Annotated in this window: 18 protein-coding genes; 16 read left to right on the top strand and 2 right to left on the bottom strand. The window is 45.1% G+C overall.

The window, feature by feature from the left end; translation table 11 throughout:
- Positions 1 to 75 precede the first annotated feature (75 nt).
- From recO to OO016_RS01825, 6 genes are all read left to right on the top strand, one after another.
- Entirely contained in the window at positions 76 to 795 is a 720-nt protein-coding gene (gene recO, locus OO016_RS01850) for a DNA repair protein RecO (protein ID WP_266010343.1), read from the top strand.
- Positions 779 to 3,208 (top strand): TonB-dependent receptor plug domain-containing protein, encoded by a 2,430-nt coding sequence (locus tag OO016_RS01845; RefSeq protein ID WP_266010342.1) that lies wholly within the window; start codon positions 779 to 781, stop codon positions 3,206 to 3,208. The genes recO and OO016_RS01845 overlap by 17 nt, the downstream gene beginning before the upstream one ends.
- Positions 3,209 to 3,321: 113 nt before the next feature.
- Positions 3,322 to 6,723 (top strand): isoleucine--tRNA ligase, encoded by a 3,402-nt coding sequence (gene ileS / locus OO016_RS01840; protein ID WP_266011919.1) that lies wholly within the window; start codon positions 3,322 to 3,324, stop codon positions 6,721 to 6,723.
- Positions 6,724 to 6,727: 4 nt separating this feature from the next.
- Positions 6,728 to 7,111 carry a TraR/DksA family transcriptional regulator gene (locus OO016_RS01835; protein WP_266010341.1) on the top strand — a complete coding sequence of 128 codons (384 nt, stop codon included), beginning with the start codon at positions 6,728 to 6,730 and terminating at the stop codon, positions 7,109 to 7,111.
- 55 nt (positions 7,112 to 7,166) lie between these two features.
- Positions 7,167 to 7,769 carry a DUF4097 family beta strand repeat-containing protein gene (locus OO016_RS01830; RefSeq protein ID WP_304608062.1) on the top strand — a complete coding sequence of 201 codons (603 nt, stop codon included), beginning with the start codon at positions 7,167 to 7,169 and terminating at the stop codon, positions 7,767 to 7,769.
- Between the two features lie 58 nt (positions 7,770 to 7,827).
- On the top strand, positions 7,828 to 8,460 hold the full coding sequence (locus tag OO016_RS01825) for a lipoprotein signal peptidase (protein ID WP_266010340.1): 633 nt from the start codon (positions 7,828 to 7,830) through the stop codon (positions 8,458 to 8,460).
- On the opposite strand, the gene OO016_RS01820 is transcribed toward OO016_RS01825, so the two are convergent.
- Entirely contained in the window at positions 8,433 to 9,008 is a 576-nt protein-coding gene (locus tag OO016_RS01820; protein ID WP_266010339.1) for a 5-formyltetrahydrofolate cyclo-ligase, read from the bottom strand. The genes OO016_RS01825 and OO016_RS01820 overlap by 28 nt on opposite strands.
- A gap of 442 nt (positions 9,009 to 9,450) precedes the next feature.
- Between OO016_RS01820 and uvrC the strand changes: the two genes are divergently transcribed.
- The 10 genes from uvrC to OO016_RS01770 all read left to right on the top strand — a co-directional run bounded on the left by uvrC (position 9,451) and on the right by OO016_RS01770 (position 24,426).
- Positions 9,451 to 11,238: an excinuclease ABC subunit UvrC gene (uvrC, locus tag OO016_RS01815; RefSeq protein WP_266010338.1), complete on the top strand. Its 1,788-nt coding sequence runs from the start codon at positions 9,451 to 9,453 to the stop codon at positions 11,236 to 11,238.
- On the top strand, positions 11,222 to 13,516 hold the full coding sequence (locus OO016_RS01810; RefSeq protein ID WP_266010337.1) for a patatin-like phospholipase family protein: 2,295 nt from the start codon (positions 11,222 to 11,224) through the stop codon (positions 13,514 to 13,516). Before uvrC ends, OO016_RS01810 begins: the two co-directional genes overlap by 17 nt.
- Positions 13,517 to 13,742: 226 nt before the next feature.
- On the top strand, positions 13,743 to 14,885 hold the full coding sequence (gene hppD, locus OO016_RS01805) for a 4-hydroxyphenylpyruvate dioxygenase (protein ID WP_266010336.1): 1,143 nt from the start codon (positions 13,743 to 13,745) through the stop codon (positions 14,883 to 14,885).
- 311 nt (positions 14,886 to 15,196) lie between these two features.
- Positions 15,197 to 15,997, top strand: coding sequence for a DUF3108 domain-containing protein (locus tag OO016_RS01800; protein WP_266011917.1), 801 nt, complete (start codon positions 15,197 to 15,199; stop codon positions 15,995 to 15,997).
- A 1-nt stretch (position 15,998) separates the two neighbouring features.
- A complete protein-coding gene (locus tag OO016_RS01795; protein WP_266010335.1) occupies positions 15,999 to 16,967 on the top strand; it encodes a tryptophan 2,3-dioxygenase family protein in 969 nt (322 codons plus the stop codon).
- Positions 16,968 to 16,969: 2 nt separating this feature from the next.
- Positions 16,970 to 18,250, top strand: a complete 1,281-nt coding sequence (locus OO016_RS01790) for a peptidoglycan DD-metalloendopeptidase family protein (RefSeq protein WP_266010334.1) — start codon at positions 16,970 to 16,972, stop codon at positions 18,248 to 18,250.
- Position 18,251: 1 nt separating this feature from the next.
- Positions 18,252 to 19,889, top strand: a complete 1,638-nt coding sequence (pgi, locus tag OO016_RS01785) for a glucose-6-phosphate isomerase (RefSeq protein ID WP_266010333.1) — start codon at positions 18,252 to 18,254, stop codon at positions 19,887 to 19,889.
- A gap of 168 nt (positions 19,890 to 20,057) precedes the next feature.
- Positions 20,058 to 23,297 carry a TonB-dependent receptor gene (locus OO016_RS01780; RefSeq protein WP_266010332.1) on the top strand — a complete coding sequence of 1,080 codons (3,240 nt, stop codon included), beginning with the start codon at positions 20,058 to 20,060 and terminating at the stop codon, positions 23,295 to 23,297.
- A 91-nt stretch (positions 23,298 to 23,388) separates the two neighbouring features.
- The gene (locus tag OO016_RS01775) at positions 23,389 to 23,826 is read left to right on the top strand and encodes a hypothetical protein (RefSeq protein ID WP_266010331.1); all 438 of its coding nucleotides are present in this window, start codon (positions 23,389 to 23,391) and stop codon (positions 23,824 to 23,826) included.
- Positions 23,827 to 23,835: 9 nt separating this feature from the next.
- Entirely contained in the window at positions 23,836 to 24,426 is a 591-nt protein-coding gene (locus OO016_RS01770; protein ID WP_266010329.1) for a 3-keto-disaccharide hydrolase, read from the top strand.
- 43 nt (positions 24,427 to 24,469) lie between these two features.
- Here OO016_RS01770 and OO016_RS01765 read toward each other — a convergent pair whose 3' ends face one another.
- Entirely contained in the window at positions 24,470 to 25,528 is a 1,059-nt protein-coding gene (locus OO016_RS01765) for an endonuclease/exonuclease/phosphatase family protein (protein WP_266010327.1), read from the bottom strand.
- Between the last annotated feature and the right edge of the window lie 26 nt (positions 25,529 to 25,554).

The following is a 25,554-nucleotide window of genomic DNA, read 5'->3' as shown; positions in this document are numbered from 1 at the left end:
TATTTACCTGAAACCCGGCTATTTGCCGGGTTTTTTGATTAAACTACTTTTTATCTTTGCAACAAACCCTGAAACATGCAGGTTCGCACCAAAGCCATTGTTCTGTCTTCACTTAAATATGGAGATACCAGCCTCATAGTCAGGGCATATACCGAATCTGACGGGCTAAAGGCCTATTTGTTGAAAGGGATTCTTGCCTCGAGAAAAGGGAAATTGAAAACGGCATATTTTCAGCCCCTGAGCCAACTGGAGCTTGTTGCTGTTCACAAGAATAAAGGAACCTTGGAACAAATCAGGGAGGCCAGGGTGGATTTCCCTTACAGCACTTTGCAAACCGACATTACCAAAAATGCCATCACTTTGTTTCTGGCCGAAATGCTTTCCAATTGTATCCGTGAAGAACAGGCAGATCCCGCTCTTTTTTCATACCTGCAGACCGCACTTCAGTGGTTGGACACGCATGATAAAATTGCCAATTTCCACTTGTATTTCCTGCTTTCCCTCACGCGCTTTTTGGGATGTTACCCTGACCTTTCCAACCAGGATGCGGCGTATTTCGATCTTTCGGAGGGTCAGTTTACAGAAGTTCCCAGTGCGGAAAATGTAATCAGCGGAGATGAACTTCATCAATTCAGGAAGCTGTTAGGCACAACTTTTGATGTAGTTCACCTGATAAAAATGAGTAAGGTACAGCGGCAAAAACTGCTTCAGATTATCGTGGAATATTTTGAATTACATTTGCACGGATTTAGAAAGCCCAGGTCACTCGCCGTTTTAAATGAAGTCTTCAACTAACATACGGGGGATACTTTTCCTGTTATTGCTTTTTCCTTTCCATTTGGCTATCGCACAAAAAGTCTATGTGCTGGATGCCGAATCCGAGGAAGGCATTGGCAATGTTATTGTTTATAATGAAGATCGGTCCGGTACGGTAATCACAGGAATTGACGGTAGTTGCGACCTTGAAATTTTCAAGCGTACTGAAAGACTCACATTCCGGCATATGGGGTATTTATCCTTTAAAGCTACAAAAGCCCAGATACTCCGTCAGAACAGCAGGGTTTACCTCAATGTAAATCCACAGCAACTTGAAGAGGTGGTCATGTCTATTTCCAAATGGGAACAGCAAAAAAAGGATATCCCACAGAAAATTGCCAGTATAGACGCACGCAGTATCACCTTCAATAACCCGCAAACTTCTGCAGACCTGTTGCAGTCGAGTGGAAAGGTATATGTACAGAAGAGTCAGCTCGGAGGGGGTAGCCCCATGATCAGGGGTTTCGCCACTAATCGTTTGTTGCTTAGTGTAGATGGTGTTCGCATGAATAACGCCATTTTTCGGGGCGGTAATATTCAAAATGTGATTTCTATAGATCCCTTTACGGTAAAGAATACGGAGGTTATTTTTGGCCCCGGTTCCGTGATATACGGGAGTGATGCCATAGGGGGGGTGATGAACTTCTTTACAAAGAAGCCGATGTTCGCATCCTATTCGGATAAAACTTTCAGCGGTATGGCCACTTATCGCCATGCTACGGCCAATAATGAGAATACCATTCACCTGGACCTGAATTTTGGAAGGAAGACCTGGGCATTTCTCAGCAGTATTACCTACAATGATTTTGGGGACCTTCAAATGGGTAAGAATGGCCCCCGGGAATATCTCAGGGACTCCTATGTGGTGACCGAAAACAACACAGATATCCTGCGGCCTAACCCCAATCCCCGTCGCCAGCTTCCCTCAGGGTATAACCAGTTAAACCTGATGCAGAAAATTTCCCATAAGCCCAATAATTCCTGGGAATACGACCTGAACATGCATTATTCTGAAACCTCTGATTATTCCCGATATGATCGATTGATTCGCCCCAATAGAGACGGAACAGGTCTTCGTTCGGCTGAGTGGTTCTACGGCCCACAGAAATGGTGGTTGTCAAATTTGCAGGTGTATAAAAAAGGGCGGGGTAAATTTTATGATGGCGTAAAGCTCACCACAGCATATCAGTATTTTGAGGAAAGCCGTAATGAGCGAAACTTTGCCAACCCCATTCGTTACAGCACACTGGAAAAACTGAACGCCCTGTCTGCCAACCTCGATTTTGAGAACAAGAAAATTGGAAATTTCAGGATGTACTACGGCGCAGAATACGTTTTCAATCAGGTGGCATCTGTGGGAAGCCAGACGGATATTACTGATGGCAGTGTTAGCAATTCTCCTTCCCGGTATCCGGATGGGGCCATCTGGCAAACCCTGGCGGGATATGTAAACGGAGAATACAAGCTTAAACCTAACCTTACATTCCTGGCGGGAATGCGATACAGTCATGTTTGGACGCAGGCCGATTTTGACACTACCTTCTATCCATTTCCATTTGATGAAACTTCTTTAAGCAATGGCGCCTTAACCGGAAGCCTGGGGTTCAGCTGGTTCCCCAAAGCTGATTTGCAGTTTACCCTCAACGGATCCACCGGATTCCGATCTCCCAATATAGACGATATAGGCAAAGTTTTCGATTCTGAACCTGGTGCAGTGGTGGTTCCCAATCCGGATCTGGAACCTGAATATGCCTACAATGTTGAGCTAGGGGTAAAAAAGAATTTCCAGGATAAACTGGTTCTGAAAGGTGCTACCTATTACACCTATCTGGTTGATGCTCTGGTCAGGAGGAATTTTGAGTTCGATGGGGAATCGGAGATTATCTACAACGGTGAATTAAGTCGGGTGCAGGCCATTCAAAACGCTGCCAAGGCATATGTCTACGGACTGGAATTGGGATTGCAGGCCTTTCTGACAGATCAATGGTCACTAACCGCCAATTATACACTTACTGATGGCAGGGAAGAGGACCAGGAAGGGGTAGACAGTCCGGTGAGGCATGTGGCTCCAACTTTTGGCGATTTGCATCTGCTGTGGAAAAACCAGTGGCTGGAGACAGACTTTTTCCTAAACTACAACGGGGAATTGTCCTTCGATGACCTCGCTGTCTCGGAAAGGAATAAGCCTTTCCTGTATGCTGTTGATAGCAATGGGAATCCCTATTCGCCTTCCTGGTATACCCTGAATTTCAGGTCCCGGATCAAAATCAGCAATGGACTCACCACAAGTCTTATCGTGGAAAATATGACCAATCAGCTTTACCGCACCTATTCTTCCGGGATATCGGCACCCGGTTTTAACCTTATCACAGGATTATCCTACAAATTTTAGGTTGTAAAGGGCAGGATTTTACCTGCCGCTATCAAATTTAGAAATCACCTCTGAAATCCGTTGAAATTCATTAATTTTGCTGCCTTAATTTGCCTGACAAGGATATTGTAGACATGAAGTTTGCGGAATACAAAGGGTTGAATCTGCCCAGACTGGGAGAAGAAGTTCTCGATTTCTGGAAAGAGAACCGCATATTTAATAAGAGCATCACTTCAAGGGAAGGGAAGCCAGGATACGTTTTTTATGAAGGTCCTCCTTCTGCTAATGGTATGCCCGGTATCCACCACGTTATGGCCAGAACGATTAAGGATATTTTTCCCCGATACAAGACCATGAAAGGCTTCCAGGTAAAGCGCAAGGCTGGCTGGGATACGCACGGGCTCCCGGTTGAACTCGGAGTGGAAAAAGAGCTGGGTATCACCAAGGAAGACATAGGTACTAAAATATCCATTGAACAATACAACGAGGCCTGTAAAAAAGCGGTGATGCGCTATACAGATGCCTGGAACGATATGACCGAAAAGATTGGGTATTGGGTAGATATGGAAGACCCATATGTTACCTACAAATCCAAGTACATGGAGACGGTCTGGTGGTTGCTCAAGGAGATATATGACAAAGGCCTGCTTTACAAGGGCTACACCATACAGCCTTATTCCCCCAAAGCAGGTACGGGCTTGAGCTCCCATGAATTAAACCAGCCAGGAACTTACCAGGATATAACGGATACAACAGTTACTGCCCAGTTCAGAGCTGTGAAAGAGACCCTGCCTGATTTTTTATCTGATCATGAATTGCCGGTTTACCTGCTGGCTTGGACCACAACACCCTGGACACTGCCTTCCAATACGGCACTGACAGTTGGGGAGGAAATCGATTATGTACTGGTCAGAACCTACAATCAATATACGTTTAAGCCTATACAGGTTATACTTGCTAAAAACCTGGTGAAAACACAATTCAGCGGAAAGTATGAAGCCGTTGAAGAAATTGGCGATATCAATAATTTTAGCGAGGACGATAAAAAAATACCGTACTACGTCCTCAACACTTTCAAAGGGAAAGACCTGCTGGGGGTGCGATATGAGCAGTTGCTGACCTATGCCCAGCCTTATCAGAACGCCGATAACGCTTTTAGGGTTATCAGCGGTGATTTTGTAACCACTGAAGACGGTACGGGTATAGTGCATACCGCCCCTACCTTTGGTGCAGACGATATGCTTGTTGCCCAGAAGGCAGAACCTCAGGTGCCACCAATGCTTGTGCTGGACGAAAATGACAACCCCGTCCCCCTGGTTGATCTGCAGGGAAAATTCCGCCCTGAGATGAAGGAACTCGGAGGCAAGTATGTAAAAAACGAATACTACGATGAAGGCGAAGCTCCGGAACGATCTGTGGATGTGGAGCTTGCCATAATGCTCAAGGAACAAAACAAAGCCTTCAAGGTAGAAAAATACAAACACCCCTATCCGAATTGCTGGCGTACGGACAAGCCTATCCTGTATTATCCCCTGGATTCCTGGTTTATCAAGGTTACCCAGATCAAAGACCGGATGTATGAGCTCAACCAGACCATAAACTGGAAACCCAAAGCCACTGGTGAGGGCCGTTTTGGCAACTGGTTGGCTAACGCAAACGACTGGAACCTCTCCAGGTCCCGCTTCTGGGGAACGCCACTTCCTATCTGGCGTACCGAAGATGGTAAGGAAGCTATGTGTATAGGTTCAGTCTCCCAGCTAAAAGAAGAGATGGAAAAGGCGGTTGCTGCCGGATTTATGGAAGCAAATCTCTTTGCCGATTTCAGTGAAGGGGATATGAGCGAAGAAAACTACGAAAAGGTAGACCTGCACAAGAATATTGTCGATAAGATTGTTCTTGTTTCTGATTCCGGAAGGCCCATGCACCGCGAGCTGGACCTGATCGATGTTTGGTTCGACAGCGGTTCAATGCCATATGCACAGTGGCACTATCCTTTCGAAAACAAGGAGCTTATTGATCAGGAAATTGGCTTCCCGGCCGACTTTATTGCCGAAGGTGTAGACCAGACAAGGGGATGGTTTTATACACTGCACGCCATTGCAACTATGGTCTTTGATTCTGTAGCCTACAGGAATGTGGTTTCCAACGGACTTGTGCTGGACAAGGATGGGAAAAAAATGTCCAAGCGCCTTGGTAATGCTGTAAGCCCCCTGGAAACAGTGGAAGAGTATGGCCCTGATGCTACGCGCTGGTATTTAATTTCCAACGCCAACCCATGGGATAACCTCAAGTTTGATGTAGCCGGGATAGAGGAAGTAAAAAGAAAATTCTTTGGAACACTTTACAATACCTATGCCTTTTTTGCCCTTTATGCCAACATAGATGAGTTTAGCTATAAGGAGGACGATGTTCCCCTGTCTGAAAGGCCTGAGATAGACCAGTGGATTCTGTCTGAACTGCATACCCTGATCAAAAAAGTTGATCAGGCATATGACTCATATGAACCAACCCGGGCAGCCCGGGCAATGGCCGATTTTGTGCAGGAAAATTTGAGCAACTGGTATGTGCGCTTGTGCAGAAGGCGGTTCTGGAAAGGCGATTACGGTCAGGACAAGATTTCGGCATATCAGACGCTCTATACCTGTCTGGCAACCCTTGCCAAGCTGGCATCGCCCATTGCCCCTTTCTTTATGGAAAGGCTATTCCTGGACCTGAACCGCACTACAGGGAAGGAACAATTTGAAAGTGTCCATCTATCTTATTTCCCGGTCTATGATGAGGCCATGGTGAACAAAGAACTGGAAAGCAAGATGCAGAAGGCCCAGACCATTTCTTCCCTGGTGCTGTCCATAAGACAGAAGGAAAAGATTAAAGTAAGGCAGCCGTTGCACAAGATCATGATCCCTGTTCTGGATAACAGGCAGCGGGAAGAAATTGAAGCGGTTTCGGACCTGATCCTTTCTGAGGTAAATGTAAAGGAGATTGAATTGCTGGATGATGCCTCTGGTATCCTGGTAAAGAAAATAAAACCGAATTTCAAGCTTTTAGGCCCCCGTTATGGAAGGGATATGAAGGCCATAGGGCAGGCAGTTGCCCAGCTCGGCCAGGAAGATATCCAGAAAATTGAGCGTGAAGGAGAGATTGCGCTTGACCTGGATAATAAAAGTATTATATTGAAGTTAGAGGATGTAGAGATTTCTTCACAGGATATTGAAGGCTGGCTCGTAGCCAGTTCAGGTCCGATAACGGTAGCCCTGGACATACATGTTACAGAAGAACTGAGAAAGGAAGGGATCGCCAGGGAACTGGTAAACCGTATACAAAACCTGAGGAAGGAATCCGGTTTTGAGGTTACGGACAAAATAGATATTAAAATTCAGAAAGACGGATACGTTGAAGAAGCGGTCACAAACAATATAAACTATATTAAAAACGAAACCCTGACGGCAGAGCTGGAATTTGAAGAGCAGTTGGATGAGGGTGCTGACGTTTCTTTCGACGAGGTGAATACCAGATTATTAATTAAAAAACATTAAAAAAATGGGACAAGATATAAAAGTGCGTTACTCCGATAAGGAATTGGAGGAGTTCAGGGTCCTGATTGAAGAGAAGATAGAGAAAGCCAAAAGTCACCTGGAGCTTTTGAGGAGTTCTTATATGAACGATGGTAACAATGGGACAGATGATACGGCTCCTACTTTTAAGGCTTTTGAGGAAGGTTCTGAAACAATGAGCAAAGAAGCCAATACGCAACTTGCCATTCGTCAGGAGAAGTTCATCCGCGACCTCAAGAATGCCCTTTTGCGTATTGAGAATAAAACCTATGGAATCTGCAGGGTAACGGGTAAGCTTATCAATAAAGAGCGCCTTAAATTAGTCCCGCACGCTACCCTTAGCATCGAGGCTAAGAACATGCAGAAATAAATAGGCCTTTCTCCTGCAGGGTAAAAACTACATAGCAAGGATTGGGCTTTTCCTGTTGAGTCTTGTGCTCTTCAGTCAATCCCTATTCGGACAGAAGATTATCAGGAAATCCTATCCGGCTCCTTTTGGCACGCTGATTCAGGTGGATACTGATAAGTCTTTTCAAGCCGAAATCATGGCCTACGACGGTACCGACCTTATTGTTGAAGCCAGGCTGGATGGGGAATATGCAGATGCCTTGTCTGTTAATATTACCAAAGAAGGTTCCACGCTTTGGGTAGCCACAGAATTTGACCCCGCTTTTGAAGTTCCCAACGACAAATTAAGTGCCCATAAAGTTGTGTCTGTATCACTAAACATTCAGATCCCTACGAATCTTGACGTGCAGGTATTTGGAAACAGTTGCAACGTAACCATGTCAGGGGCATTCAATAATGTGGATGTAGTTTTAAACGATGGGAATTGCACATTAAATCAGGTGGCCCAGAGGGTCAATGTCCAAACACAGAGTGGGAATATTGTATTAAACAGCCTTCAGGGTGTGGTGCGGGCAGTTAGTCATTACGGACAGCTTATTCAGGATGAAATCCCAAAGGGCGAAATGCATTACGACCTTGAGACGGTGACTGGCGATATTACCCTTTATCGAACAAAATAACCACATTCATTTCCCGCGCTGCAATAATCATTATTTTTACCCGAATTAGTCAGATCATATGCCTTTTAGAAAATCCGCCCTCTTAATATTCCTGATTTTGTTGATAGATCAGTGGAGCAAGATCTATGTAAAGACTCATTTTGTCCTGGGAGAATCTGTTGAGGTATTCAGTTGGTTCAAGATACTTTTCATTGAGAATGAAGGGGCTGCATGGGGAACCAAATTAAGTGACCTGCTACCTATTTCGGATGGGCTGGGGAAACTGGTACTGACGGTATTCCGGCTTTTTGCCATTGCTGGTATTGGTTACTGGCTGTGGGATATTATCAGAAAGAAATCCAACCGCACCCTCGTAGTGGCTGTTTCCCTCATTTTTGCAGGTGCTTTGGGCAACATAATCGATTCTGTTTTTTACGGGGTAATTTTCGATAATAGCTTCAATCAAACGGCTACCCTGTTTGCTGATGAGGCCTATGGGCAATTGTTCTATGGGAAGGTGGTAGATATGCTTTATTTTCCCTTGATAGACAGTACCTGGCCCAACTGGGTACCAGTTGTGGGAGGAGATAACTTTCGGTTCTTTGAGCCCGTATTCAACATTGCCGATACCGCGATCAGTACCGGGGTAGGTATTCTTATCGTCTTCAATAAACGGGCCTTTGGTCAGCGGGAGGAGTTGGAAAAGGAGTAGATTTCATCTGGTGTAAGGCAGAAATCCATGGGGATGTCGTGCATTTCCCGATCTGAAATCCTGTCAACCGGGCCAAAAAAGGATAAACCAATTTTAATTACGTCTTCCCTGCATTTCTCGAGAAAACGGTCGTAAAATCCCTTGCCGTAACCTACGCGATATCCTTCACGATCAAAGGCAAGCATAGGAAGGAAAACCACATCAATTTGGGTTTCGCTTATTTGGATGCCATTCTCCGGTTCTGGAATATTCCATTTGTTTTTTACAAGCCGGGTATTGTCGCTTAGCAGAAAATGGGAGAGCTCACCATCTCTGGTAACTTTGGGAATTATAACATGCTTATCCCTTCCCTGAAGTACAGGAATGATGTAGGAAGTATCTACTTCTTTTTTTTCTGAAATAGGCAGGAATATGTGAAAATATTCAGCATCCCAAACCTGCAGCTTGAGCAGCTGGTTGGAAATATCCAGGCTTTTTTCTCTAAGTATGTCTTGAGGGAGTTCTGTTCTGAGCTTGGGGTATAGGGCTCTGATTTCCCTTTTTAACATAACTAATTTTGTAGGTCTATAGGGCTGTTTTCTGCTTTCAAATTAGTCCTTGGCGGCTACTATGAAATAGATTTTGAAAAACAGCATTAGAATGATGTACATCCCAATAGTGATGAGATAATTGTCCATGTAATGCTCATTTTAGTCGCTTAAATATAGACAGAATATTTCTTAATATCCTATTAAAGGGGTCATTTTATCGACGAAATGCATTGTTTTTATCAGTTAATTAACAAATGTTTAAAAATATATTTAATGCTAATTTACATAACTAGCTGATAAACAATTTAATATAATTATTGATATATAAGACATGCTTAAACAAAAAGAAGTAAACGATAAATCCCGGGTAAATTGTTTCAAAGTGATTTTGTAGTGCCATCACCTGAATAATAAAATTACCTTTTACCTTTATAGTGCTTTTGTAGAAACAAAGTTGAGTATGTCCGAAATACCTATTGAGGTACAACTTAGCACTCTCCCTGATAGTCCTGGGGTTTACCAGTTCTATGATGGGGAGGGCAAAATTCTGTATGTTGGCAAGGCCAAAAGCCTGAAAAAAAGGGTTTCCAGTTATTTCCACAAACAGCATGACTACGGCAAAACCCGCGTGATGGTTCGGAAGATCAGAAGCATTCAGCACATTGTAGTTCCAACGGAGTCAGACGCCCTTCTTCTGGAGAATAACCTGATCAAGAAATACCAGCCCAGGTATAACGTGCTGTTGAAAGACGATAAATCCTATCCCTGGATCTGTATTAAAAAAGAACGCTTCCCCAGGGTATTTCCTACACGCAAACTTATAAAGGACGGATCCGAATATTTTGGCCCCTATACCAGCATGAAGACGGTAAAGACCCTGCTGGACCTGATACGGAGTGTTTATCCCTTAAGGACCTGTAATTACGATCTGTCCAGGGAAAAAGTGGAAGCCGGTAAATACAAACTCTGCCTCGAATACCACCTCGGCAACTGTAAAGGCCCCTGCACAGGCTTGCAGTCCGAAGAAGAATACCATCAGCAGATAGATGATATACGGGAGATTATCAAAGGGAATTTCAAATCCTCACTGAATTATTTCAGAAAGCAGATGAAATCGCTGGCCTCGGATATGCGATTTGAAGAGGCACAGCAGATGAAGGAAAAAATAGACGTACTCGAATCCTACCAGGCCAAATCCACTATTGTCAACCCGCGGATAAACAATGTGGATGTATTCAGCATTATTTCGGATGAATCCTATGCATATATTAACTTCCTTCAGCTTTCCCACGGTTCCATCATCCGTTCCCATACCCTGGAATTGAAGAAAAAACTGGACGAGGACGATAAAGACCTGCTGGAACTTGCTATCCATGAGATACGACAACGATTCCATTCCCAGTCCAGGGAAATCTATGCGCCATTTCCGGTTACCCTTTCTGGAGATGTAAAGGTAGTTGTGCCCAAGCTGGGTGATAAGAAAAAGCTGGTCGACCTATCCGAACGAAATGCGAAATTCTTCCGACAGGAACGGTTTAAACAGGTGAGGATTACTGATCCGGACAGGCATACCAACAGGATCATGGCCCAGATGAAGAAAGACCTCAGGTTGCATGAAGAGCCCAGGCATATTGAATGCTTTGACAACTCCAATATACAGGGAAGTAATCCGGTGGCAGCCTGCGTAGTATTCAGAAATGGCAAACCAGCAAAGAGTGAGTACCGTAAATTCAATATTAAAACGGTTACCGGCCCGGATGATTTTGCATCTATGGAAGAGGTAGTTTTCAGGAGGTACAAAAGGCTTTTGAATGAAGATGAGCCCCTTCCTCAGCTGATCGTGATCGATGGTGGCAAGGGACAACTTTCTTCGGCCCTGAAAAGCTTGGATGTACTGGGGCTCAGGGGTAAAATAGCCATCATCGGCATAGCCAAACGACTAGAAGAAATTTACTACCCTGAAGACCCTATTCCTTTATACCTGGACAAAAAATCCGAAACACTGAAGATCATACAGCAATTGCGGAATGAAGCACATCGGTTTGGAATAACATTCCATCGAAACAAAAGGAGTAAAGCCGCAATTAATTCAGAACTTGAAGCTATAAATGGAATTGGCGAACGAACGGCAGAAGATCTCCTGAAGGAATTTAAATCAGTCAAACGCATCAGGGAAGCTTCCATTGAAGACCTGACCAAAGCCATTGGGCTGTCCAAAGCCAAGAAAGTATATGAGTCTTTTCATTAGACATACACAGGCATACCAGCTGTTCATGTGCGGGATTCTTTCCTTCCTGCTGCTTCCTGCTGCTTTCGGGCAGTCTGGGGCAAATCAGGATCCACCCAGGGTAGGGTTGGTTCTCAGCGGAGGTGGGGCTAAGGGCATGGCACATATTGGGGCACTTAAGGTGATTGAAGAAGCCGGGGTTAAAATTGATTATATAGGTGGAACCAGCATGGGAGCTATCATTGGGGCGCTCTATGCCTCCGGTTATTCTGCTTCAGAGCTGGATTCCCTTTTTCGAAACAGGGACCTGGAAGCCCTCATTCAGGATAATTTTCCCAGGGGTGCCAAATCCTTTTATGAGAAAGAAGATGCTGAACGTTATGCGCTCACCCTGCCTTTTAACGACTTCAAGGTCACTTTCCCAAAGGGGCTTTCCGGCGGACAAAACATATACAATGAACTGGTGGGCTTGCTCTACCATGTGAGGAATGTCCGGGATTTTGACAAGCTGCCCATTCCATTTTTCTGCATTGCTACCGATATTGAAACAGGTGGTGAGGTGGTTCTGGACAGGGGTTATTTACCGGAGGCTATTACGGCCAGCGGTTCCCTGCCATCCCTGTTTGAACCCATTGAAGTAGATGGCAGGATACTCATTGACGGGGGTGTGCTGAACAATTACCCGGTAGAGGAACTCAAAGCCAGGGGTGCAGATGTTGTTATTGGCGTGGATGTGCAACACGGCTTGCGGGACCGGGAAGAATTGCTTTCCGCTACGGAAATCCTCCTTCAGATAAACAATTTTCGTACGGTAGGGGCAATGAAGGACAAAGCTGGCTTGACCGATATCTATATCAAACCAGATATCGATCAATTCTCCGTAATTGACTTTGAGTATAAAGGGGCGATCATAAATGAGGGCGAAGAAGCGGCAAGGCTTAATAAACACGCCTTGGAGGAGCTGGCAAAGAAGCAGGGAGCTATAATAAAGGAACACATTCCTGTTACACATCTCGATTCCCTGGTGGTTAACCGGCTCATCCTTGAAGGGAACGACAATTATACACGTGCTTATGTGAAAGGTAAATTGCGCTTTCCCCTGGCCGAGCGCATTGCCTATTCCGATCTAACTCAGGGAGTCGGAAACCTTGCAGCAACAGGGAATTTTAACACGATCAGGTATAAATTGAGGTCTAAAGGCCTTGGGGAAGATCTCATACTTAAACTGGGCGAAAGCGAGGATAAGACACTTATAAGGGTGGGTGCCCATTATGACGATCTCTACAAAAGTGCTGCCATGATCAACCTCACCCAAAAACATTTCCTGATGAAAGACGATGTAGCCTCATTTGATATGATTTTGGGGGATAACATACGCTATAACCTGCAGTACTACATAGACAAGGGACTATACTGGAGTTTTGGATTCAATTCCCGTCTGAATGAGTTCGACTTTGGGATTAACTACGGGGTTATCCAATCCAATTTCAATGTGCCAGAAGATCCGAATATTAACAACATTGATCTTGAGATAACTGATTTTACCAACCAGATCTATCTTCAGACCGTATTGCGTGAAGAATTTGCCGTAATCCTGGGCATTGAACACAAATTGCTAAAATACAGCACAACCACACTGAACGAAGTGCTCCCGGAAGGGGAATTTCCCGTGGACCCTGATGGAGACACTCGTACTTTTTTTGAGAAGAGTAATTTTTACAGCACCTATGGAAAGTTGATCCTGGACACCTATGACGACAGTTATTTCCCCAGTCGGGGGCTCTATTTCAACGGGGATTTCCATGTCTACCTTTTCTCTTCCGACTTCAATAATAATTTCAAGGAGTTTTCCATTGGCAAGGCGCGCATGGGAGCTGCTTTCCCCTTATTCGGGGACCTTTCCCTGAACCTGGAAACTGAGGGTGGCTTTAAATTAGGGACCTCTCCGGTAACTTCCTTTGACTTTGTGCTGGGTGGATTTGGCAATGACCTTATTAATAACTTTATCCCCTTCTTTGGATACGATTTTCTGAGCCTTCCGGGCAATAGCTTTGTCAAGGCTTATGCGCGACTGGATTACGAGTTCTCTCCTAAAAACCACGCGCTTTTTTCCTTCAATATGGCCAATGTGGAAGACGATATTTTTAGAACGGGAGAATGGTTTACCGCACCTGATTTTACCGGTTTTGCGCTGGGTTATGGCTGGGAATCGTTCCTGGGTCCGGTACAGGTATATTACTCCTGGTCCCCGCAGATCTCAGATGGCAATTTCTTCTTCAGCGTAGGCTTCTGGTTTTAAGCATGTTCCCAGTCTCCCGACCTAAAAAATACTGAGGCCGCAAATCCTGATACGTCCGAAAAATTCGCTGTTTTTTACGATATTTGTACAGTAAAATTCTACCATGATGCACTTTAGCGTGGAAATATATGCTCATCTCAGGGCAATGTGGTAAAAGCCCAATTTTCAATACGGAAAACAAAAGGTCCAAGCACCTGGCGACAACATTAACAGTTAAAAATATATCATGGCAACTTTAGATAATACTTCATTACACTTACCAGTAGAAAATCCTGAAGCGGAGGATTTCCTCCCTTTATTGGGAACAGATTATGTGGAACTTTATGTAGGAAACGCCAAGCAGGCAGCACATTATTATATGTCGGCCTGGGGATTCCAGCCTTTGGCTTATGCGGGCCTGGAAACGGGGCTTAAGGATCGAGTTTCCTATGTTTTGCAGCAGGATAAGATCAGATTGGTGCTTACTTCCCCCCTGAAACCAGGAGGGGAAATCAATCAGCACATCAATTCTCATGGAGATGGTGTAAAGGCGATCGCCCTTTGGGTAGATGATGCCGAAAAGAGCTACAGGGAAACCACTTCCAGAGGAGCTGAATCCTTTCTGGAACCGGAAACCTTTGAAGATGAAAATGGGAAAGTAAAACTTTCAGGAATCCATACCTATGGAGAAACCGTACACATTTTTGTAGAGCGAAACGAATACAACGGGCCCTTCCTTCCTGGTTACAGGGAATGGAACCCCCATTACCGCGCAGAGGATACGGGACTGAGGTATATAGACCACATGGTGGGCAACGTGGGGTGGAATGAGATGAACAAATGGTGTGAGTTCTATGCCAAGGTCATGGGTTTTGCCCAACTGGTCTCCTTTGATGATAAAGACATTTCCACAGAATACACAGCTCTTATGAGTAAAGTGATGAGCAATGGTAATGGTCGCATCAAATTTCCAATAAATGAACCTGCGGAGGGCAGGAAAAAATCGCAGATAGAGGAGTACATTGAGTTCTATAATGGCGCAGGAGTTCAGCATATGGCCCTGGCAACCAACAATATTATTGAAACAGTGACCAAACTGCGAGACCGCGGTGTTGAATTCCTGACCGTCCCCGCCACCTATTATGAAGACGTACTGGACAGGGTTGGTGAAATAGACGAAGATCTTGCTCCATTGCGTGAACTTGGAATTTTGGTAGACAGGGATGACGAAGGCTATTTACTTCAGATATTTACCAAGCCCATACTGGACAGGCCAACTATGTTTATCGAGATCATTCAGCGCAAGGGAGCCAAGTCTTTCGGAAAGGGAAATTTCAAGGCTTTGTTCGAGTCAATTGAGCGTGAACAGGCCTCCCGGGGAACGCTGTAAGCCCCGCAGTTCTTAAGATTATCTAAAAATCCCGATAAGAACTGTAAAGTATTGTTAAGGTGGTCGTTAAAGTAAGTTAAAAACGATTGCCGAAGAAAATCCTTGTATTAAATTGCACTACATAAGGGGTGGTTCCCTTATAACTTTAAGTATTGGTTTTTCATAATTTAAAGTTTGGTTGGTTATTTAGGAAAAGCCCTGACAACTTTGTCGGGGCTTTTTTTGTGCAATAGAATGGAACAAATTTTGTTTAAGCTATTGTAAACCCACAATTTGTGGGTATTAATTTGATACTTTTGGCCAAGATTTATATGAAAAAGGTCTTATTTATATTATTCCTGTTATCCAGCCTGGGCGGGGCTGCCCAGAATGGCGACCTCCCATGGAAACAATCTGCATTTAAAACAGGAGAATGGCTCAAATTCAGGATCCATTACGGCTTTCTGAATGCCAGCTATGCCACTTTGCACGTAGTCAATGACACCATAAATGAAAAACCAGTCTATCATGTGATTGGGAAAGGCAGGACCACAGGTTTTGCCAGTATTTTCTTTAAAGTAGACGATACTTACGAAAGTTATTTCGACAAAACTGACGGGAAACCATATCGGTTTATCCGCAAGATTAGTGAAGGAGGTTATACCAAGGATATTGAAATCAATTTCGACTACAGCAGCGATCAGGCCATTCTGAACGACAAAAAGAACAATAAAAAGTTTAATTTTGCCATACAGGAAGGGATTCAGGACCTGATATCGGGCTTTTATTATCTCAGGAACAAGTTCGAATTTGATGACCTGGAGCTAGGTAAGTCGCTTAGCGTGGAAATGCTGTACGATGATGATGGTATCTTTCCCTTTAAACTGAAGTACCTGGGGAAGGAAGTCCTCAGGACAAAATACGGCAAGGTTGAATGCCTGAAATTCCGACCCTATGTACAGTCGGGCCGTGTTTTTAAAGAACAGGAAAGCCTATCCCTATGGGTTTCCAATGACCGGAACAAGATTCCGATCCGGATCAAGGCAGACCTTGTGGTAGGTTCAATCAAGGCAGACCTGGATGGTTACAACGGATTGAAGAACCAGTTTAAGATAATAATGGACCGCCGTTAATATGAAAGACAAAGAGCGAATCGAATCCCAAATCTCAAAACTCGAAGAGAAATACAAGGATTCGGGGCAGGACCTCAGCTCTTATCTTGACGGACTTCTTTATCAGCGTTACCTAACCTACTGGGATTACATTCACCTGGACACTTTATTGAGCCTGCAGGTTCCCCGTACACACTTTCCGGATGAAGAGATCTTTATCCTGTACCACCAGATCACCGAGTTGTATTTTAAGCTCATTCTGCACGAACAGAAGCAGATTGTAGACGACACCTCCCAGCAGGTAGACTTCTTTGTGGAAAAATTAAGGAGGATCAACAGCTATTACAAAGCACTCATATCTTCTTTTGGAATCATGGTTAGGGGAATGGAAAAAGAGCAGTTTCTGAAATACCGGATGGCTCTGCTGCCTTCCAGCGGCTTCCAGTCGGCCCAGTACCGAATGATCGAAATTTACGCCACCCCTCTGGAGAACCTGGTAGATCCTGCGGAACGAGAGCTCTTTACAGAAAAAAATCCAATAGAAGAGCTATATGAACACATTTACTGGAAGAAAGGAGCTACGGATGCCGTAACCGGAGAGAAAACCCTCACCCTCAAACAATTCGAATACCGGTATACCCCGAGATTTATTAGGATTGCCAAGGAAGTAAAGGGCAATACCATCTACCATAAATACCTGAATTTGCCGGAAGAAAGCCGGAATAATAAAGCCCTGATTGAGGCGTTAAAAACTATGGATAACAACGCTAACGTGAACTGGCCGCTAGTGCACCTGGGTTCAGCCCACCGTTATCTCAATCGGGAGGACGCACCCATTGAGGCTACAGGAGGTACCAACTGGAAGGCTTACCTCCCGCCAAGTTTTCAAAAAGTGGTGTTTTTTCCGGAACTGTTTTCAAATCAAGAGTTAAATAATTGGGGGAAACAATGGGTAGACCATATCTTTGACCCCGATAAATTCAGTAGCTGACAATGCAAAGATTTTGGGGCTTAATAGCATTCGCATTGATTTTCCTTGCCTCCTGCAAGGAGGAAAAAGACCCGCAACAAAGTGATGAACAGCAAATCGAAGCCATTGAGGAGAAAGCTCCGGAAGTGGCCTATGGATTTGAGCTGGATGATTTTGAAGTGATCCGTGACACGGTTCGCAGCGGTGATAGTTTTGGAGGCCTCATGCTTGCGCAGAATATTGACTACAACAAGGTTGAGGTGCTTTCTAAAAAGTTCCGCGATACTTTCGATATACGCAGGATACGTGTTGGCAGGCCTTATATGATCCTGAAATCCAGGGATTCGGTTTCACGACCTGAGGTCTTTGTATATGAAAATGACCTTATCAACTATACCGTTGTGGACTTCAGGGATTCGGTCAATGCCTTTAAAGGAAGAAAACCCATAAAGTACGTGGAACGCGAGGCTTCCGGGGTAATCCCGCAGGGAGGCTCACTTTCTGATGTGGTGGTCAAGGAGGGTATCGACTACCTGATGGTAAATGAACTATCTGAGGTCTATGCCTGGACCATTGACTTTTTTAAACTGGATGCCGGGGACAAGTTCAAGATCATTTACGACGAACTTTACATTAACGACTCTGTGGATGCCGGAGCGGGACATATCAAGGCGGCCTATTTTGAGCACCGCGGCCAACCCATTTACGCATTTGCCTATGAATCGGATTCCCTGAAGAATGTAGTGGATTATTATGACGAAGAGGCCAACAACCTCAGGAGGACTTTTTTAAGGGCTCCCCTTAAGTTCGGGCGCCTGTCTTCGCGTTACAACCTCCGTCGCAGGATCAAATACTACGGGTACAGGGTTCGTCCGCACAGGGGAACGGACTATGCCGCTCCTATAGGAACACCAATCCTGGCAACTGCAGATGGGGTAGTGACAGAATCTACCCGGAAAGGGGGTAACGGAAAATACGTAAAGATAAGGCACAACAGTACCTACAGTACCCAATACCTGCACATGAAGGCACAAAAGGTGAAACGAGGGGAATTTGTGAAGCAGGGAGATGTGATAGGGTGGATTGGCATGACGGGCAATACCGGAGGCCCGCATGTATGCTACAGGTTCTGGAAAAACGGGAGACAGGTGGATCCGCTTAGGGAAGATCTGCCGGCGGCAGAACCACTTGCTGAGGCACTCAGGCCCAAATTTTATGAATACATCAACCCAATTAAGTACCAACTGGACTGTATTCCCTATAATGAACCAGCTAAAGAACAACTGCTAACCTCCAACCCCTGACATGCCGCTCAAGAGTATTGACCCAACCCAAACCAGCGCCTGGAAATCGCTCGAGGAACACTACAAGCAACAACACCAGCAACACCTAAAAGACCTTTTTGCCCATAACCCAGAAAGGGCCAGCGATCTAACCCTGCAATGGCAGGATTTCCTGGTGGATTTCTCCAAAAACCGGATAACCAAAGAAACCCTGGAGCACCTGCTTGCCCTGGCAAAGGAAGTGGATCTTAAGGACGCTATTGAAAAATATTTCGATGGGGATTTGATAAACCAGACCGAAGGGCGTGCCGTGTTGCATACGGCATTGCGTATGCCTACTGGAAAATCGGTATTGGTAAACGGCAAAGACGTGGTTCCTGAGGTGCAGGAGGTAAAGGCGCACATCCGTGAATTTGCGGATGCTGTTATATCAGGGGAGAAAAAAGGATATAGTGGGAAACCTTTTAAGGCAGTTGTTAATATTGGTATCGGCGGATCGGATTTAGGGCCGGCCATGGTTACCGAAGCCCTCAAGTATTACCGGAACCACCTGGACATGCATTTTGTGAGCAATGTAGATGGCGATCATGTGCACGAGACACTTAAGCATCTGGACCCGGAAACTACCCTCTTTGTGGTAGTCTCCAAAACCTTTACCACACAGGAAACCCTGTCCAATGCCACAACCATTAAGAACTGGTTCCTGCAGCATGCAGGTCCTGAAGATATTGCCCTGCACTTTGCAGCCGTATCCACGAATGAAGCCAAGATAGCCGAATTTGGGATTGACCCTGCCAATGTATTCCCAATGTGGGATTGGGTGGGCGGTCGTTTTTCCCTTTGGAGTGCCGTAGGGCTCAGCATTGCCCTGGCTGTTGGCTATGACCATTTTGAAGCCCTGCTCATGGGAGCACACCAGATGGACAATCATTTCCGTGAAGAACCCTTTGAGAAGAATATTCCGGTGCTGGCCGGCCTGCTCACCATCTGGTACAACAATTTCCATGGGGCCGAAACAGAGGCCATTATCCCTTATACCCAATACCTGAGCCGGTTTTCGGCCTATTTGCAACAGGGGATCATGGAGAGCAACGGGAAAAGTGTGGACCGGAGTGGCAAACGGATTCCTTATCAGACAGGAACTATTATCTGGGGTGAGCCAGGCACCAACTCTCAGCACGCCTTCTTCCAGCTGATCCACCAGGGAACCAAACTGATCCCGGCAGATTTTATTGGCTTTAAACATTCGCTACACGGAGATACAGACCACCATAATAAACTAATGGCCAATTTCTTTGCCCAGACGGAAGCCCTTATGAATGGCAAAACGGAAGCCCAGGTAAAGGCAGAGTTTGAGGCCAAAGGGATTTCCGCTGAAGAACAGCAAAGACTTACTCCTTTTAAAGTATTTGAAGGGAATAAACCTACCACTACTATATTAATTGACCGCCTTACCCCTGCCAGCCTGGGGGCACTTATTGCCCTATACGAACACAAGATCTTTGTGCAGGGTGTAATCTGGAATATTTTCAGCTATGATCAATGGGGTGTGGAACTGGGAAAACAGCTCGCATCTGCCATTTTAGGAGACCTGAATTCTCCTCTTATTTCCGAGCACGACAGCTCTACAGAAAATTTGCTTAAAAATTTCAAAAAATAGGCCATATAAACTATTGATATTCAATAGCTTAAAATGAGTTCTATAATTGCTTCACACTTTGCTAATTTAGTGTTAAATTTGTGGTCTCGATTTAACATTATCTTAATGTTCTTAATCTATTTATGCCTCACATTTGCATTGCATTTTTAAACACTAAATAACACTCAAATGAAAAAGTTTTACTTGGCAGTAGTGGCGCTCTTTTGCACGGCTATTGCATTTTCGCAAGGGGTTACAACCTCTGCGATCAGCGGACAGGTAACTGATGAAAACGGCGAACCCCTTGGTGGGGCTTCTGTAGTTGCGGTACACACGCCTACAGGGTCTACCTATGGTGCAGCTACAGATTTTGACGGCTTCTACCGCATTTCTGGTATGCGTGCCGGCGGTCCTTTCAGGATTACCTTCTCCTATCTTGGATTTAATGAGGATGTAAAGGAAAATATCTTCCTCACCCTGGGTAGGACTTCACAGTTTAATGTGACCCTATCTGAATCGGCCACAGCCTTGCAGGAGGTTGTCGTGACAGCAACCAGCACAGGCATTTTCGGGGCCAACAAAACAGGTACGGAAACAACTATTTCCCAACGGGAAGTATCTACGATTCCTGCTGCCTCCCGTTCCATTGCCGACTTTGTGCGTTTAACACCACAGGCTCAGGTTTCTGAGGGTAATGACGGATTTAGTATCTCCCTAGCCGGTCAGAACAACCGTTACAACGCTATCTATATTGATGGTGCCGTAAATAACGATGTATTTGGTCTGGCGGGATCAGGTACTAACGGAGGGCAAACAGGAGTTAACCCACTTTCTGTGGATGCTATTGAAACCTTCCAGATTAACATCGCTCCTTTTGATGTTCGTCAGTCTGGTTTCTCCGGTGGTTCCATCAACGCGATTACCCGATCAGGTTCCAACAACTGGGAAGGATCTGCTTATTCCTTCGTTCGTAACGAAAGCCTGGCAGGTAAAACCCCTGTTGATCTTGTTGGTGATGATGAGGAACGGGAAAAACTGGCAGACTTCAGTGCACTTACTTATGGTGTGCGTGTAGGCGGCCCCATTATTAAGGACAAGCTTTTCTTCTTCTTAAATTATGAGCGTCAGGAAGATGAAACCCCACAGCCTTTCAACTTCAGTAATTATGCAGGTAGGTCAAGCCTTTCTGATCTGCAGGGACTTACTAGTTTCCTGAATACCACTTATGGCTATGACCCCGGAATATTTGACAATAATACCAGGACCCTGGAAAGTAACAGGATTACAGCCAAACTGGACTGGAACATCAATCAGGACCATAAGTTATCCCTGCGTTACGGATATACGGATGCAGACAATTTGGAAGCACGTAACTCTGGATTCCGCAATATTGGGTTCATTAACGGTTCCGAAGCCTTTATTTCCAAGACCAACTCTCTGGCGCTGGAATTGAACTCGCGATTTGGAAATAAATTCGCCAACAACTTCATCTTAGGTTATACTATAGTAAGGGATGACAGGGACCCGGCTGGTGACCCTTTCCCAACTGTTGATATACAGGATGGTGGTGGAACCATCTCTTTCGGAGCTGAACCATTCTCTACAGCAAACTTGCTGGATCAGGATGTATTGACCCTGACCAACAACTTTGAGATCTACGCAGGTCGACATACTGTGACACTTGGTGCTAACCTGGAGTTTGCCAAGTTAAAGAACCTGTTCTTCGCCTATAACTATGGTGACTACACCTTTGAAGATCAATTCGATTCTGATGGTAACCTGATCTCTTCCGGTCTGAACCAGTTCCTTACCGGTCAGGATGCCGATGTTTACCAGCACGGATACTCCCTTGTTGGATCAGGTATAACCGGTGATGAATCTGCAGGTGCCTCTGAATTTGACACCTTCCAGGCAGGTTTTTATATCCAGGACGAGGTACAGATGACTGATGATTTCCGAGTAACCCTCGGTGCTCGTATCGATATCCCTTACTGGAGTGATGGTACAGAAAACCCTGATTTCAACAATAGGACCATTCCTATACTGGAGTCTTTTGGAAAAGACCTTCAAGGAGCCCGCGTAGGCCAGGGGATTGATCCCACGGCCATGTTCGCTCCTCGCTTAGGATTTAACTGGGACGTAAACGGAGAAGGTAAAACCCAGATACGAGGTGGTATCGGTGTATTTACTTCCAGACTTCCGTTGGTATGGCCCGGAGGAACCTACAACAATAACGGTATTACCGGTGGGTTTATGTTCGAGTTTAATCAACCTTTCGTGGCTGACGTAAACAACCAATTTGAAGATCCTGCACCAGGAACTGGTGGAACTGGTGGTAACGTGGATTTGATTGCCAAGGATTTCAAACTGCCACAGGTAGTGAAGTACAACATCGCTATAGATCAGAAACTTCCTTTCTGGAACCTGATCGCTTCTGCTGACTTCCTGTATACAGATGTTATCACGGATGTATACTATGAGCAACTGAACCTGAAAGGGCCAGCTGGTTTTTACGAAGGTGCGGACAACAGGCCTTTCTATGACAGAAGGGATGAGATAGATCCAACCTACCAGGCGATTTACCTGGCTTCTAATACAGGAGGTGGTTATGCACACAACACCACTCTATCTATCCGCAAGCCTTATGAAAATGGTTTTGCAGGTCAGATTGCCTGGACATTCGGAGATTCTTACAAGGTGTTTGATGGCACATCTTCCCAGAATAGTTCACAATGGAGGAACATTCAGACTGTGAATGGTAAGAACTCCCAATTGCCTGTTACCCGTTCAGACTTTGCATTGGGTAACCGTATCACTGCAAATGTTTCTTATGAATTGCGCTGGAATGATAATATCAAAACTACTTTTGGTCTGTTCTATGAAGGTTACCAGAGTCAGCCTTACAGCTTTACCTATCGTGAGGGGCGCGACCTTCTGAATGATGATTCCCGAGATAATGCCCTGATGTACATACCGGCCAGCTCAGATGAGATTGTACTGGTAGGTGATGATCCTGCAGCTGAATGGAATCGTCTGAATACTTTTATTGAAAGTATTGAATACCTTAGGGAAAATCGTGGAAGATACGCCGAGCGAAATGCTTCAAGAGGTATCTGGAGCCATATAGTAGACCTTAAGGTACTTCAGGACTTTAGCCTCGACTGGGGTGGAAAGAAACACACCTTCCAGATCTCAGCGGATATGTTCAACTTCACCAACTTCCTTAACGAGGATTGGGGTAAGAGGAATTTTATCCGAAGCGAAGTTTCTCCTCTGCAAACGGTATCAACAGGTTCTACACCGACCTTTTCAATAAACAATGGTGTGGTTAACGCTGATGGTAGCCCGAACATTGAGGAAATAGATGACTTTGGATTGGCATCATCAAGATGGCAAGCCCAGATAGGTCTGCGTTACATTTTCAACTAGATCTTATCTTCCTAATACTAAAAACCCTGGTGATTTTCATCAGGGTTTTTTCGTTCTAAATGGCTACATTTAGGCAATTAAAACTGGGATTATGGAAATTTTACAAAACGTTCACTCCTATCTGGCTTATGTGGTATTGCTTGTTCTCCTGCTGGCAGTCTTCAACGCCATAATTGGCTTTGCTGGCAACCGTATGTTTACTCTGGAGAAAGACTTTCGAATCAGCTTGTTTGCGCTTATCCTGAGTCATTTACAGCTTATTCTGGGGCTATTGCTCTTCTTTTTTTCAACCAGTGGCCTGAAGGCTATACAGGCAGTGGGGATGGGAGGGCTTAACGCACCAGCCCGCCTGTTGGCCGTGGAGCATCCTTCTATCAATATTGTGGCCATTGTTTTGATCACAATTGGCTGGTCACGGCACAAGAAATACATGGAAGGGAAGAAAAAATTCAGGGCTATCGCCATTTTCTATGGCCTGGGACTACTCCTGATTTTGTCGCGAATCCCCTGGTCAAAGTGGTTTTATTAAAATGAGATTATGAAGAAAATACTATGGCTCCTGGGACTGATGGGCGGCATAATCCTGGGCCAGGAAAAGGAATTGTTTAATGGTAGCAACCTGGATGGCTGGATCAATTACGGCACGGAAAAGTGGTATGTTGAAGACGGCCTGTTAGTTTCCGAAAGTGGACCGGATGCGGCCTACGGCTACCTGGCAACCGAGGAATTTTACAAGGACTTCGAACTCAGCCTGGAATTTCTGCAGGAGGCCGATGGCAACAGTGGCGTTTTTGTGCGCTCAACTATTGAAGGCACCAAAGTAACCGGATGGCAGGTTGAGGTGGCCCCGGCAGGAAAGCATACCGGTGGGGTGTACGAATCTTATGGCAGGGGCTGGTTGATCAAGCCGGAACCGGAAAAGGAAAAGGTCCTCAGGGAAGGCGAATGGAATACCCTTAAGATCCGTATGGTGGGAGACCAGCTTACCTCCTGGCTGAACGGTGTTGAGATGGTAAGCCTGCAGGATGAAAAGATCGGGCAGGGGGAAGGCCGGATAGCACTGCAGATCCACGATGGCGGTGGTATCAGGGTAAAATGGCGGAATATTAAGATTAGCGTCCCCGAATAAAAGAAGAAGATGGCTCGGATTTCAAATTCGAGCCATCCCTTTTTTATTCTACTTTCTTCAGTAAATAAATATAAACGGGGAAATGATCGCTGTAACCGTCCTGATAAATACCGGAGACGTAGGTCCGTTTTGGGTACCTCCTGAAAGGTCCTTCACTTGTCACCATAAACGGAGGATTGAAAATACCTGCCTTCCAGAAAAAATAATTCCCGGATTGCGGTTGAGCCATATTGCTTGTCAGGATTATTTGATCAAATAAATGCCATTGGTCCCGGTATCCAAGTGACCCCAGCCCCTTTTTATACAACTGCTCCATTGGATTGAACAATTCTTCTTCCTTTAGATTTGAATGCCTTCCCTTTGATTTTAGCAGATGCATTATGCTACTATTCATTGGGTTGTCATTAAAGTCGCCCATAATGACTATCCGTCCATTGGGTGAAAATCTACGGATGGAATCCATTACCCGTTTGTTAAGTCGGGCAGCCGCCTCCCGGAATGGTTGGCTGCGACTTTCACCTCCGCTTCGGGAAGGCCAGTGGTTGACAAGGATAAATAATTCGTCATCTTCAAACATACCGCCCACTACGAGCAAATCCCGCGTATAGTCCCTGTAGCCCTCTTTATCTTCCAATAATAAACGCTGACTTTTGTGTGAAAATGGGGTAAATGAGCTTTTCCTGTAAGCAAGGGCAACATCAATGCCTCTTTCATCAGGGGAATCATAATGGATCCATTGGTAGCCCTCCGTTTTTAGCTTTTCATGGCTGAAGAGATCGCGGATCACCTGTTCGTTTTCCAGTTCGCAAAGTCCTATGATATCCGGTCCGGAGCCTCTTGTTCCCTGTCCGATAAGTGAAATGGCTGTTGCCAGGTTTCCGATTTTACGCCGGTATCTTTTAGCGGTCCAGCGATACTTTCCGCCGGGAGTCCTGTCATCATCAAAGGTGAGACTGTCGTTTGAGATGTCGAACAGATTTTCAAGATTGTAGAATGCAATTGTACGGACACGGTATCTGGGCTTACTCTCCTGTTGAGCAACACTTGCAGCGGTAAATACAATAGCAAAGCCCCAGCAAATTAATCCAGTCTTGTTTTTCAAACTTCTCTTTTTGGATTGAGCCAAAA

Origin of the sequence: Lentiprolixibacter aurantiacus (genome assembly GCF_026241225.1) — a bacterium.
Classification (GTDB): Bacteria; Bacteroidota; Bacteroidia; order Flavobacteriales; family Flavobacteriaceae; genus Lentiprolixibacter; species Lentiprolixibacter aurantiacus.
This window is presented reverse-complemented; position numbering and strand designations above follow the sequence as displayed.